This window comes from Pseudomonas frederiksbergensis (genome assembly GCF_035751725.1).
GTDB lineage: Bacteria > Pseudomonadota > Gammaproteobacteria > Pseudomonadales > Pseudomonadaceae > Aquipseudomonas > Aquipseudomonas frederiksbergensis_A.
In genome coordinates this window covers 2,711,447-2,724,692 of the sequence record NZ_CP142104.1, presented here as the reverse complement: position 1 = coordinate 2,724,692, position 13,246 = coordinate 2,711,447, and the positions used below count along the sequence as shown (strand labels likewise).

8 protein-coding genes and 1 pseudogene are annotated in these 13,246 nt (G+C 60.9%); 1 reads left to right on the top strand and 8 read right to left on the bottom strand.

Going from position 1 to position 13,246, the window contains the following annotated elements:
* Nucleotides 1-3: 3 nt before the first annotated feature.
* The 8 genes and pseudogenes from VQ575_RS27240 to tssB all read right to left on the bottom strand — a co-directional run bounded on the left by VQ575_RS27240 (nt 4) and on the right by tssB (nt 11,900).
* Nucleotides 4-2,723, bottom strand: a pseudogene (locus VQ575_RS27240) (type VI secretion system Vgr family protein).
* 8 nt (nt 2,724-2,731) lie between these two features.
* Nucleotides 2,732-5,395: a type VI secretion system ATPase TssH gene (gene tssH, locus VQ575_RS12210; protein WP_325919759.1), complete on the bottom strand. Its 2,664-nt coding sequence runs from the start codon at nt 5,393-5,395 to the stop codon at nt 2,732-2,734.
* Nucleotides 5,396-5,539: 144 nt separating this feature from the next.
* Nucleotides 5,540-6,031: an Hcp family type VI secretion system effector gene (locus VQ575_RS12205; RefSeq protein ID WP_045155908.1), complete on the bottom strand. Its 492-nt coding sequence runs from the start codon at nt 6,029-6,031 to the stop codon at nt 5,540-5,542.
* A 13-nt stretch (nt 6,032-6,044) separates the two neighbouring features.
* A complete protein-coding gene (locus tag VQ575_RS12200) occupies nt 6,045-7,775 on the bottom strand; it encodes an OmpA family protein (RefSeq protein ID WP_325919758.1) in 1,731 nt (576 codons plus the stop codon).
* 7 nt (nt 7,776-7,782) lie between these two features.
* The gene (gene tssL / locus VQ575_RS12195; RefSeq protein ID WP_045155906.1) at nt 7,783-8,451 is read right to left on the bottom strand and encodes a type VI secretion system protein TssL, short form; all 669 of its coding nucleotides are present in this window, start codon (nt 8,449-8,451) and stop codon (nt 7,783-7,785) included.
* Nucleotides 8,448-9,800 carry a type VI secretion system baseplate subunit TssK gene (tssK, locus tag VQ575_RS12190; protein WP_325919756.1) on the bottom strand — a complete coding sequence of 451 codons (1,353 nt, stop codon included), beginning with the start codon at nt 9,798-9,800 and terminating at the stop codon, nt 8,448-8,450. The genes tssL and tssK overlap by 4 nt, the downstream gene beginning before the upstream one ends.
* 23 nt (nt 9,801-9,823) lie before the next feature.
* Entirely contained in the window at nt 9,824-11,359 is a 1,536-nt protein-coding gene (gene tssC, locus VQ575_RS12185) for a type VI secretion system contractile sheath large subunit (protein ID WP_325919754.1), read from the bottom strand.
* Between the two features lie 37 nt (nt 11,360-11,396).
* Entirely contained in the window at nt 11,397-11,900 is a 504-nt protein-coding gene (tssB, locus tag VQ575_RS12180) for a type VI secretion system contractile sheath small subunit (protein ID WP_325919752.1), read from the bottom strand.
* A gap of 531 nt (nt 11,901-12,431) precedes the next feature.
* Between tssB and VQ575_RS12175 the strand changes: the two genes are divergently transcribed.
* Complete coding sequence (locus VQ575_RS12175) at nt 12,432-13,184, top strand: substrate-binding periplasmic protein (RefSeq protein WP_045155902.1); 753 nt, start codon at nt 12,432-12,434, stop codon at nt 13,182-13,184.
* Nucleotides 13,185-13,246: the final 62 nt, after the last annotated feature.

Genomic DNA, 13,246 nt, shown 5'->3' with positions numbered 1-13,246 from the left:
GCTCTACTCCGAGAGCTCTTTGATTATTCTTTCCGCAGCGCCGGCCACCTCGCGCGAGCGGTCCAGGTCCTCTATTTCAAACTTGACACAAGCCTTTCCATAAAAAGAGTAAAAGCTCGCCTTGTTCTCATGATCGAATTCGCCTTGCAAGAGCTCTCCGTCATCCATGGTCGCGGTGCACTTTATGCCTTCGTAGTTCAATTCGGGCGGAGCAAAAAAACTAATCCATTTTTCCGAGCTCAATAATTCAACTTTCAAATCCCCCGGCACCAAGGTATTGACACTCATGGTCCGCCCATCCCTGTCCGTTACCCCATTGAACACATCCCCCTGTTGAGTCGTAACGCGATAGCGGGCAAACGGCATTGCTGCCTGGGCGTGGTCTTTCAGCGTATAGCCGGCGGCATAACCGGCCGGTAATGGGGAGGCAGGGGTATGCAGGCTGGCCCCTTGGGTTTTTTCCACATGGGAGGCCTTCAAATAGACGTTGCCCGGTGCACCCAGCTCGATATCACCGTCTTTCAGGCGGATGTAGGCGCCACCGCAGTTGAGCACCAGCTCCTGCGGTGCGCTGATTTCCACGCGCCCTTGAATACTTTCGATTTTCACATCGGTCTTCGCCAAGGCGTGAAGATCATTCCCTTGAGCATGTAGCTCGATCTTTCCTCCGGCAGATTTGAGTTGTATCCCAGCTTCCTTGGCCACTACGCTGATGCCGCCCTGCGCGGTGGCGGTGATGTCGTGGCCTGCGCTGATATCAGCGTTGTGCGCAGCGATGATGCCAACGCTTTCGGCGCCGGAGGCCAGGCATACGGCTTCAGGGCTGACCACGCCGATCCCGCTTGGCGCATGCAGCAGTACGCCAGGTTGTTCCAAGCCTTTGAGCGCCTGGTTCAGGCGTTGCTGGCTTTCGGTGTCGCCCGGCGTTGCTTGAGCGCTACGGGCCGCCTCGGCCAAGGAACGCGCCAGGGAGAGCGCGCTTTCCAGCTGTTCAATAGCGGCTGTCATGTCGAGTTGGTCACCCTTGGCCTTGGCCTGCTCATCCGCACTGATAAACACCCCCTTGCCACCGCGAATCGCCCCCCAGCCATCGGTGCGCAACTCAAACCCTTCGCCACGCTTGTTCCGCTCGGCATCCACCAGGTGCCCCAGGTTCAGCTGGCTCTTGCCGCTGTGTTCGGTGCTGAGCTTGATGTGTTCCTGCCCGCGGGTGTCGTCCAGGCGCAGTTTGTTGTTGGTCGGGTGCGCAGGACGTTGCGGCGTTCGTTGCGGGCGGTGACCGGGTCCGGGTGGCGGTCATCGTGCAGGGCGTGGGCGATGTACGGGCGGTCGGGGTCGCCGTGCTCGAAGGCGATCGCCACTTCGGTGCCGGCCTGCAGCGGGAAGTGCAGGCCGTGGGTGTCGCCGCCGTAGGGCCGGGCCAGGCGCAGCCAGGCGCTTTCGCGGCCGGCTTGCCAGGTGTCGCGGTCGAACAGGAAGCGCACTTTGTAGCGGCCTTCGAAGTCGAGGTCGGCGTACGGCGGGTTGACTTCCGGGTGGCTGACGCGGGCGGGGATGGTGCCGCTCATGCGCGGCTTGGGCAGCAGCGCCGGGCGAAAGCACACGGTTTCCGAATAGGGGATGGCTTGGAACGTGGCGATGAAGCTGCGGTCGCGGGCCGCTTCGGTACGCAGGCTGACGATCACCGCGCCGGGCTCGAACGCCTTCGGTGCGCCGCCGGTGATTTCGAGCCGCTGCGCCGTGGCCAGGGTGGCGCTGCTGGTGGTGCCGCTGAGGCGGGTCTGGTCGTTGAGGTAGCGTTCGTGGTGCAGGCGGGCGTAGAAGAAACCGCTTTCGCTTTGCAGGTCTTCGTCCAGGGCGTAGCGCTCGCCCAGCACCGTGTAGGGCTCGGCGTAGTGATAGGCCTCGCCGTAGGTGCCCTTGGCGCCCCGGGTGTGGTCGACTTCGCCGTCCAAAAAGGCATAGGCCTCGCGGTGATGGTAGGCGCGAAAGTTGATGTTTTGTTCCACCACCTGGTGGGCGGTCTGCAGGTTCCAGACCGCGTCCTGCCCATCGGCGGTCAAGCCGGATGGCGGGCGACACGGCAACTTGATGCCGCGCTGGTAGTGCCGCTGGTCGTCGTGAAATTCCACCACGTCGATGTGCAGGCGATCGTCGCTGGTGATGCGATACCAGATGCCGACCTCGGCCAGCAGGCGCTCGATGAAGGCCAGGTCGCTCTCGTCGTATTGCATGACCTGTTCACGCCGGGGGTACTGGCGCACCAGGTTGAAATAGAACTCCTCGCCCAGGTAAGCGTGGCGCTTGCGCATGATCTGCTCGACGATTTCCGGCACCGACTGGTACTGGTAGATCCGAAACTGCTTGCCGCGCCCGAGCAGCGCGAAACGTGGTTGCAGGGTGATTTCGTAGCGGGCTTCGTCGTTGGAGCCGGACAGTCGCTTGAAGTCTGTAACGATGCCGTGGAAGGAACGCAGCGGTTCGATCACCGGCGGCGTGAAGCCCTTGGGTGTCGGCGGTGGCGGCACGGGGTACAGGTCGAAATAACCCCAGCGGTTGAGCAGGTCGGTGGCCGCCAGGTCGCGCTCGGTGCAGGTGAATTCGATGCGGTAGTGGTAAGGACGACTCAGGTGTTCTTCGCCGACGAAGGCCAGGACGTCGAGATGGGCGTTGAGTTTGGACACTCGCAGGGTGTGGCGGCTGTGGTCGAAGAAGGTCGGCATGGGCATATTCATTGCGCAGCCTCCATGGCGACCGTCTCAGCGGCATCCGCGGCATCGACGAAACGCAGTGTGATCCCCTCCTCCTCGCAATACCCCAAGTGCACCCCGCGTGTGCGCAACTGTGCTGCCCGACGCTGCAGCAGCTGTTGGCTGAGCACCGGCAGGATCTGTTCGTTGAGCAGGCTGTCGATGTTGCGGGCCCCGGTGTCGGGCAGCAGGCAGGCGGCAACGATGGCCTCGTTCAGAGCGTCATCGATCTTGCAGTCCAAGCCATAGTGACGCTGCAAGCGACTGGCCACCTGGGCCAGCTTGATAGCGGCGATGCATTGCAGGGCATCGACTTGCAGCGGTCGATAGATAAGGGTCTGGAAGCGTGCCAACAGGGCCGGTTGGAAGTGTTCGCGCAGGATCGGCCGCATGAGCTCGTGCAGCGTGCTGTCAGCTGCGTCGGGTTGATCCAGCAGACAGGCCTGCAACGCGTCGCTGCCCAGGTTGGAGGTCATGAGAATGACGGTGTTGCGAAAGTCGATCTCGCGCCCTTCCCCATCGCGCATGAAGCCGCGGTCGAAAACCTGGTAGAACAGGTTGAGCACATCACGGTGGGCTTTTTCCACCTCGTCGAGCAGCACGACGCTATAGGGTCGCTGGCGCACGGCTTCGGTCAGCACCCCGCCCTGCCCGTAACCCACGTAACCGGGCGGCGAGCCCTTGAGCTGGCTGACGGTGTGGGCTTCTTGATATTCGGAAAGGTTGAGGGTGATGAGCGCTTTTTCTCCGCCGAACAGGCTGTCGGCCAGGGCCAAGGCGGTTTCGGTCTTGCCAACCCCGCTGGTGCCCACCAACAAAAAGACCCCCAGCGGCCCCTTGTCATCGCTGAGCCCTGTCTTGGCCGCCCGCAGGCGCTGGGCCAGGGCATCGAGTGCCGGGGCCTGGCCGATGACGCGCTCGGCCAATTGCTGTTCCAGATCCAGCAAGCTGGCTTGTTCGTCCTTGAGCAGGCTGCCAAGGGGGACGCCGGTCCAATCGGCGACGACTTCGGCCACGCTGCGGGCGTCGACGTCCAGCAGCAACAAGGGTTGGTCGCCCTGGATGGCATCCAGCTGTCGCTGCAACCGCGCACAATCAGCCCATCGCATCGGCTCTGCCTCGCGGGCGTCGAGCAATTGCTGGGACACATCGAGCGCGTGGCGGTATTGACGCTCCAGCTCGACCCGAGTGTGCTTTAACTCGGCGTGCTGCACGGCGATCTGCATCAGCCGTTCGGTGTCGACACTACCGCCCAGGACCTGGTCCGCTTCCAGCGCCTCGCGTTCCAGTTCCAGGGCGATTTGCCGCGCCTTGACGCGGACCAACGCGTGGGGCTCGCAATCGACACTCATGCGCACCCGGGCGCTGGCCGTATCCAGCAGGTCGACGGCTTTGTCCGGCAACTGACGGCCCGTAAGGTAACGCCGCGACAGGCTGACGGCGGCCTGCACCGCCGCATCCTGGATGTGCACGCCGTGGTGGCTGGCGTAACGGGCCTTGAGCCCGCGCAACATGAGGCAGGCGCGATCATCATCAGGCTCGTCGACCTTGACCTGTTGGAAGCGTCGCTCCAATGCCGCATCGCGCTCGAAGTATTGCTTGTACTCGCTCCAGGTGGTGGCGGCGATGGTGCGCAACTCGCCACGGGCCAGGGCGGGCTTGAGCAGGTTTGCCGCGTCGGCGCCCCCGGCCTGGTTGCCAGCGCCGATCAACGTGTGGGCTTCGTCGACGAACAGCAGGATCGGTGTTTCGGATTGCTGCACCGCGTCGATCACGCGCTTGAGGCGCTGCTCGAATTCGCCCTTGACCCCGGCGCCGGCCTGCAACAAGCCCAAGTCCAGCGCGCGCACGCTGACCGACTTGAGGCTGTCGGGCACGTCGCCCTGGGCAATGCGCAGCGCCAGCCCTTCGACCAGCGCGGTCTTGCCCACGCCGGGCTCGCCGACCAGGATCGGATTGTTCTTGCGTCGGCGACTCAAGATGTCGATGACCTGGCGTATTTCATCGTCGCGACCGAACACCGGATCGATCAGTCCTTCCCCTGCCCGGACAGTGAGATCCTGGGTGAACCGGTCCAGCAGCGCCTGCCGTGCATCAGGCCTGGCGCTACCGGCGGCAGGCTCGCTCGATGTCCCATCCGTCCTGCCCACGACAAGGAGCTCTTGTTCGCCGGGACGCTCATCGGAGAGTTGATCCAGCAACCCGGACAACCGCTGCAATTGCGACTCGCCAAGGCTGAGCAATGGCCAGGCCGCTTCGCAGGCCAGTAGCCTGGGCGTTTCCATCAGTGCTCCCAGCAGATGCGCGGAGCGCAGCCGGTCACCGTCATCGTCCAGAGAGGCGCGCAGCCAGGCATTCTTGATCAGTTGCTGCAACGGTTCCGACAGCTGTGGCTTGGCCTGGACGCAACGCGGCAAGGTGTCGAGGTGGTTGAGCAAGCCACACCAAAGCGCCTCCAGGTCCAATTCGTGACGACGTGCGATAACGGTCAGGTCGCCCTCGCCCTGCCCCAGCAACTTGAGCAACCAGTGCTCGATGGTGATCTGCGCATGGGCACGGCTCTGGCACAGCGACGCCGCGTCGCTCAGGGCTTGGGCGCAATAGGGATTCAGACGACGAAGCAGACGCGTGGGGCTCTGTACCATGGGTGGCATCCTTGTGCAGGTTTCGGTGGTGGCCGGGCAAGCGCCGGACAAAAAGCGGATGTGCTTGGCTGAGCGCCCGCGAACGGACGCTCGACCCAACACACCGGCAGTCGACAGGCCAGGCGGCCTGTCGATGCCCGCGCGTCAGGCGCTTTGGCGTTCGCTCCAGGAATCGGAATGGATGATGTTGCCGTCCTTGTAGGTCCACGTGATCTTTTCGTAGCGCAACTCAACCTGTTCCAGATGGTTGTACTTCTCCTTGGTCGGGTCCTTGATGTCGTGCATTTTTGGCGCGACCTTCACCACCTTGACGTTCTCCAGCTTGGTGATGAAATACTCGACTTCCTGCCCGGCATCATCGATGCGATACCACTTGAACTCGGCGCTCTTGAGGGTCTGGCCTTTGGTCACGGCCTTGTAGAGGTAGGGGCTGGAAGCGTCGATTTCCTTGGAAAACAGGAACGGCGTGTGGACCCGCGCACCCGTCAACTTGCCGGTGTTGTTATCGGTCGGGATGTACAGGCTGTGGTCCTGGGCGACGACTTCGATGCTGCCCTCGCGCTTTTGCACGTCCACTGACCCCTTGATCTCCGCGCCGCCGTCATCTTGCAGCCAGAGGTAAACGGGAATTGCCATGTGAAGCTCCTTTTCAAGATTGAATGTCGCGAGATTGCGACTGGGGTTGACTGTCCGCTCCTGTCGTGGGGAGTACACAAGCGCCCACTTCAGGTACCAGACGGATATCGACTCGACGGTTGGCTGCCCGCCCCGCCTCGGTGTCGTTGCTGGCAATCGGTTGGCTGGCGCCGAACCCCTGCACGGCAAAACAGCTGGCAGGAATACCGCCGATATGCAGAATCCATTCGTGTACGGCGGCGGCACGGGCGCGGGACAACCGCAGGTTCTGCGCGGTATCGCCCGTGGCATCGGTGTGCCCGGCGATGACGATCAGCCAGCCGGGTTGGGCCTTGATGCCGACCAGGGCATTGACCAATACCTTGGTTGAGTCCGGCTTGAGCCGCGCACTGCCTGGACTGAACAGCGAGAGGCTGTCCAACCTCACCGGTTCGGTTGCCTGCACCGGCATTGGCCCGAATGACACATGGGGATCGGAAAGCGCCTCCAGCAACGGCGCGCGCAGAGGGTCGCCGCGATACAGCCCAAGGCCCAGCGCAAGGGGCTCGCCGTGGCGGTGGTAGGCGTCCAGGCGCTGTGCGGTCTCATGCAGAGCAGCCTCGGTTTCCTGGCGCAAGCGAGATGTTTCCTGTGCTGGAAATCCCGCCGTCGAGAGGTGCGCATAACGACGCAGGTCGTCAGTGACCTGGCGCACCAACAACGTGTTCTGCCATGCGGAACTGCCCAGGGCGATCGAACCGGCGAGCCCGAACATCCACCCCGCGACGATGCATGCACGCTGCACCGACGTGCGCTGGGCACGCATTGGAATCAGGCTCAGCAAGGGATCTGGAAATGGCAACGCTGCCTTCATGACAGTCGGCCTGGTGTCGACCAGCGCCACCTTGTCACGTAGCCATTGTTCCCAAAGGTTCCCTTTCACCGCGTGAGGCACGGCTGGCACTGGCTTGATCGCCCAGCACACCGTCAAGCCTCGATCGGGGCCGTCAGCACGTGCATCGAAGTGCGGCAGCACCGCTTCTTGCAACCAGGCTGCTGCGTTGTTCAACTGCACACCGGTATGCACTCGCATCGCTCGCGATGATGAGTCGAGGGGCTGCCGCAGCCAGTCGGCGACACTGGAGCAGGCTCCGGCATCTCGAACCCGAGGGTCCGGTTGACCATCGGTCCAGCAGAACCACGGAGACTCGCCCCGCGCCGACCGGACATAACTCACCAGCATCAGCGGCAACGCCGCACCGTGACTGCCGGCCAGCGTCGCTTGGTGACGAAACGCTCGCATCCGCCCGGCCAGTTCAGCGCGATCGCCGTGTGCCGCAGGGTTGATGACAAACATCACGCTGAGTTGAGCGTCCCAGCCCGGACGCAAGGCCAGGATGCGCTCGGTCACGCTCGGCAATTGATCGAGAGCAGGCACTCGGACATAGCAGCCCTGATGGGTGGCCCGCACGGCCAACCGGTGATCGGGAATGGTGCCGAACAGACCATCCAAGCCATCTCCACAAACCAGCACCACCGGGTGGCGGAACGAGGCTGGGGGCATGGAAACATTGGCGGCGAGTTTCACCGACTGACGCAAACGGGCAGCTCGACGACCGGCCATGACCCAACCTGTCGCCGCAATGCCCAGGGCGCCCAGCGCCAGGACCACGCGTATCCATGTGGCGAGCGGGAGGATAAGCAGCAATGCCAGCACCAGCGTCCCGGCCCATAGCCAAAGGACTCGTTGCAATCGAAACGTCATAGGCCCCTCACGCCTGGCCGGGCATGAGGGAAGCAACCACGCCGGCCAGCCATTGATCCATTGCCCACCAGGCGCCGGTAAGCAGTAGCGCTACCGCTGTTACGTGGCTCCAGGTGGATGGGTACCGGGCCAGGCGACCGCCCTTTTGAGTGATAAGGTTCTGGCCGATTTTCAGGGGCGCAACCTGTGCATCGAGGGCAGCCAGCATTTGCTCGCGGGCAGGGTCGTCAGGGTCCGTGTAGCGACCTTTGAAACCGAGCATCAGGACCCGATGAAACACCGTCAGCACTCGCGGGTCCGGCGACGGTTCGCGCAACACCCGTTGCATTTCCTCGTAGAGAAACTCCCCGGCCTGATGCCGATTGAACAACCGGGCCTGGAGCGGCTCCCGGGTCCATTCATCCCGTACCGGGCCCTCGGTGCAGACGAGTATGGCTTCGTCGAGCAGCGCGCATTGGGCATGGCTGATGTGCTCGATGTTGCGCGGCTCCATTGCGATCTGTTCGAGTTGCTGTCGGACCTGCTCGACCTGGTCCAGGCAGAGCCGCTGCAGCGCTGCGGTGTCGTGCACCGAAGCACCCTGGCGTAACTCGACCACCAGCAAGTAACTGTCATGGAGCAAGGCATCGATATCCACTGCCAGCGCGCCTGGTTTTTTCAAGAAGTTCAGGTTCATGTGCGTAGCACCGCAAACAATTCAAGTTGGACTTGCTCCAACGTGCTGGGCACGTAGCAAGCGAAAGTTCCCTCAGCCAGCATGGCCTGGCCCTTGGGATGGCCAAGATCGAGGGCGAAGTATTGGTTTTCCAGGCGCAGCGGGATGGCCGCGGGTACTTGGCTGAGGGGTTTCAGCGGGACGCCATCGAGCGCGGCATTGATCAGTTCATCGACATCCGCCGGCGCCCCGACCTTGCACAGGCGCGGGAATTGATCCTGCAACTGCGCAGCCGGTAATCGGCAGCGTACCGACAGGTAGAAGTCCGCCCCTTCAGGCTCACGGAGCCGAGCATCGTTGAGTTTCACTTGCCAGCGATTGGCGCTGTTCTCCAGCGCCAGGGCAATGACGCGCGACGGCAGGCTCGCTTCCAGCAAGGTTGAGATACAGCGCATCAGCGGTGGGAATACCGTTTCCAATTGCTCATGCCGATACGCTGGAATCTTGTCGATATCGTGTTCCAGCGAGAACGTCAGCAGGCTGCCGGCCAGCTTGGCCAGCTCCAGGTAGACTTGCTCGGGGTGCCGTTGCGGATAGGCCTTGAGATCAGCCAGCACTGGCTGATAGGTGTTCAAGGCGTTGAGCAACCAGAACACCGACACATCGGCGACGGCGAAGTCCGCCATGCGCTGGTTGCTTTCCCGACGCATGCCCATCAGACGCTGGCGCTTGGCCGACAGTTGGGTCAGCAGGTTGTCCAGTTGGGCCAGCAATCCTGGGTGAGCAGAAAAACTGAGCAATGGCGGCACGTACTCTGGATCGAGGCTCCAATTGCCCTGCCCTTCGCGAACCAGGCGCGCAATGGGGCACGTCAGGTAATCGCCGTTGTCGTCGTTATCCAGGCGCAGCGTCAGCATGTGTTCCAGCACGGCGATCGACTGCACTTCGTCTGTATAGAGATCCTGTACGGGGCGCCAGTCCTGGCGATAGCGGGTCGGGCGGTCCGCCGGGCCTTCCTCCATCAGGCAGTTGTTGCCGTTGGCCTGCTCGAGGGGCAATGCCAGCAGGACGAGCATCTGACGCGCGTCTTCGCTCCTCAACCGCGACAACTCCAGCCCCGGCGGCAGCCGATCCACTCGTTGACTGTCGAGTGGGCTGCCGTCGGGCATGCGCACGCTCAAGCGGGTTGCCTTGAGCTTGCCCAGGCGCAATGCGTGCGCGTCGAACTCAACGGCCTTCACGCCCCAAGGATGGGCCAAGGCCAGGCCGGCGAGCTGTTCGTTGGCCCACGCTTCCCAGCGCGCCTGTTGTTGAAACTGTTGCGCAGACAATAGGGTGCCAGACGTCCACAAGGGACGATCGATTTTCATGGCGTCGTTTCCTTGGGATTGAGTCAGGCTTTCGCCTTGGGCATTTGCGAAACCAGGGACAGGTTGACGTCCACGCCCTCGACCTGAAAATGCGGCACGGCATACAACTTGACCCGGAAGAAACCCGGGTTGTCCTCGATGTCTTCCACCGTGACCTTGGCATCACGCAGCGGATGCGAGGCCTGCAAGGCATCGCCCGGATCGGTCATTTCGGTGACAAGCCCGCCGATCCATTTATTGAGCTCCAGCTCCAGCAAGCGACGATCCTTGGTCGTCCCGATGTTTTCGCGCTGGATCAACTTCAAGTAATGAGCAATGCGCGAAAGCAGGAAAATATAGGGCAGGCGCGCATTGATGCGGCTGTTGGCGGTGGCGTCCGGCGTGTCGTACAGCGCTGGTTTCTGGGCCGAACTGGCGGAGAAGAAGCAGGCGTAGTCGCGGTTCTTGTAATACGACAAGGGAATGAAGCCGAGATTGGCGAATTCGAACTCACGGGTTTCCGGAATCATCACTTCGGAAGGAATCTTGACTTGATTGCCGGTACCCAGGTCATACAAGTGGATTGGCAGGTCCGTGACCGCGCCTCCCGATTGAGGCCCGCGAATCTGCACGCACCAACCATTGGCGATAAAGCTCTTGACCATATTGGCAGCAAAGGCAAAGGACGCATTCGTCCACAAATACTTGTCGTGATCCGGCCCCTTGACGTTTTCGATGTAGTTGAAGCTGCGCACGGGGATCGTGTCCGGCCCGTAGGGCAAGCGCCCCAGGACCCGTGGCATGGTCAGGCCGATGTAACGCGCATCGTCACTGTCGCGGAACGCCTTCCACTTGATGTACTCGGCCCGATCGAAGTAGTTGCCGATGTCCTTGATGGCAGCCACTTCCTCCATGGTTTGTTTACCAAAGAATGCGGGGCCCACCGAGCCGATAAAGGGCATGTGGGCGGCCGCAGCCACTTTCGAGATATTGCGCAGCAACGCAATGTCCTGCGGGCTGCGGTCGAATTCATAGTTGGAGATGGTGGCTGCGATCGGCTCCCCGCCCGGCGTATCGTATTCGCGGGTATAGGTATGCAGGTACAAACCGCTCTGGGCGATTTCCGGGGCATCCTCGAAATCCCGTACCAGGTCAGCCTTGCTGATATCCAGCAATTCAATGCGCACGTTCTGGCGAAAATCCGTCTGGTCGACGAGGGACTTGACGCCGCGCCAGGTTGATTCGACTTGTTGAAATTCAGGATGGTGCATGACCGCATCAAGTTGACGGCTGATCTGCATGTCCAGCGAAGCGATATGCTCGTCAAGAAGTACTTTGTCCAATCGCTCTATTTTCTGCGGCGATTCCTTGAGCAATTTCAAGAACACGCTGACAGCGGCAGTCACTCGTTCATCAACCGAAGCCTCGGACAACGCCTCGGCATGTTGGAACGTTTCGATACTGCCCAGCTCAGCGACGGGACTCAGGTTGATCTTGTTGAACAGCGCAGCATAAACACTGTTTTCTTTAGCCAACACTGTGGCACCGCGCGATTGCACGTTTACATGTTCAGTAGACATGGATGGTTTACTCTTTTTGCCTGCCGGCGAAAATGAATTAGCGCACTTCTTTTGGCGTCAATGCTGCCAATTCAGCTCGGAGTTCATCACTGAGTGCATCATCCTGGAGGATGTGTTCCAACTCGTGACGGAAAGTCATGTTGTCCAGCAAGTTCGACTTCAGGTCGCGCAGCAAATTGCGCATGGCCAACAAGGCGCGCAGCTGGGGGATCTGGCGCGCCACTTGTTCCGGTTCGAAATCTTTCATGCGCTGAAACTTTAGCTCGACCGGAATATCGCTTTCACCGTCCATCAGCGTGTTGCGCGCAATGAATTTCAGACGCGGGCCAAATTCAACCAGGACGCTGTCGATGTTCTGCTTGTTGATATTGATCTTATGCCTTTCGGATAACGGACGCTGCTCTGCACCCTTGCTGTAGTCCCCGACCACCATCAACTTTAGGGGCAATTCAATATTCTTTCGTGCGCCACCAGTATGCAGATCGAGCTTTATATTGACCCTGCTCTTGGGTACTTCATTTTGAAAGCTATATGAAGCCATATTTTTTCCTCTCAACTTTGGAATTCATCGTCAGAATTGATCATCGTTGCCGCCATCCATCCGGCTTTCCCTGTGTTAGCAATAATGTAAGCGACGAAACCCAAGGCCGCACAGCGCTAAAACAGGCTCGCTGATACGGAAAAGAAGAGCCCCACAAGCGGTCAGCAGAATTCCTACAGTAGAGACTTACAACCGTAAGTTGGGGCTGCTGGACGGCACGATCGAAACGTGTATTTGCCGTGAAAACTACAAGTGAGGAAGGAGAAGGGGCTGGCTACTGCCTGTGTCAGCAGCCTGCGTTGTGAGAGCAGTTCGCACCGCGAGAGGTTCAGGCTTTTATCGATTAAATGATCTATACCTTCCAGTACACGCAGTCAGGCCAATGCAACGGACTGACGTGTTTGGCGCGAACGAGCAGTCGGTCTGCTGGGATGCGCTTCATTACATAAGAATTGGCCTGAAGGACGCTGTCTCCGGCGCCGCCCTCCCCCGTACAATGGCGCCCCCCTTTCAATGCCTGAAGTAACGATCATGAGCCGGATCACCCGCGTATTGAAGGACCGTACCAAAGCGTTGTGGCTGCTCTGCCTGTTGCTGGCTGTCGACAGCGCATGGGGCGAGCCCCAGGTCGTTGAACTGCACATCCTCGACGCCCCCCCGCTGACGTTCACCAACGACCCCAGGGGCCACGGCATCGTCGGTGATGTCGCTGTGAAGGCAATCACCCGGGCCGGATACACAGTGAAGATCCACCTGCTTCCCTGGGCCAGGGCACAGAAACACGTCAGCGAAGAACATGACTTTCTGATAGCGCCACTGTCGCGCATCCCGGGCCGAGAAACCCGCTTCACCTGGATCTCTTCGATCATGCCCATGGAACGCGCGTTCTTCAGCCTCGACCATAAGGTAGACAGCTTCACCCAAGCGAAAGAGCGCTTTCGCAAAGTAGGCGTCGGCTTAGGCAGCGCACAGGAGGAAATCCTGCGCACCGAGGGCTTCAGGGATGACCAGATCTATCCCCTGGCCATCGGCGACAACCCTGCCCAATTGCTGCTGATGGGACGTATCGACGCCTGGTTCAACGGCGTCCCCGAGAGCCGTTATATCTGGCCGAAAGTGTCCAAGCGCAAATTGCTCATGAGTTCTGTTGGCAGCACTGCCGACCTCTACCTGGCATGCTCCCGGCAATGCTCGGCGAAACTCGTCGAGGATTTGCGCGAAGCCGTGGAAGCGTTGCGCAAGGAGGGCGCGATCGAGCGTATCCATGACGTTTATCTGCCATGACGGCCTTGAACGGGCCATGGCACGCGGGCGACAGTCCCACCTGAAGGGATATCAAGGGGATT

Excerpts from the sequence above, each read along its gene's own strand:
- VQ575_RS12205 (WP_045155908.1), bottom strand. The coding sequence starts at position 6,031 with ATGGCAATTCCCGTTTACCTCTGGCTGCAAGATGACGGCGGCGCGGAG.
- tssL (WP_045155906.1), bottom strand. The coding sequence starts at position 8,451 with ATGAACCTGAACTTCTTGAAAAAACCAGGCGCGCTGGCAGTGGATATC.
- VQ575_RS12200 (WP_325919758.1), bottom strand. The coding sequence starts at position 7,775 with ATGACGTTTCGATTGCAACGAGTCCTTTGGCTATGGGCCGGGACGCTG.
- tssC (WP_325919754.1), bottom strand. The coding sequence starts at position 11,359 with ATGTCTACTGAACATGTAAACGTGCAATCGCGCGGTGCCACAGTGTTG.
- tssB (WP_325919752.1), bottom strand. The coding sequence starts at position 11,900 with ATGGCTTCATATAGCTTTCAAAATGAAGTACCCAAGAGCAGGGTCAAT.
- tssH (WP_325919759.1), bottom strand. The coding sequence starts at position 5,395 with ATGGTACAGAGCCCCACGCGTCTGCTTCGTCGTCTGAATCCCTATTGC.
- VQ575_RS12175 (WP_045155902.1), top strand. The coding sequence starts at position 12,432 with ATGAGCCGGATCACCCGCGTATTGAAGGACCGTACCAAAGCGTTGTGG.
- tssK (WP_325919756.1), bottom strand. The coding sequence starts at position 9,800 with ATGAAAATCGATCGTCCCTTGTGGACGTCTGGCACCCTATTGTCTGCG.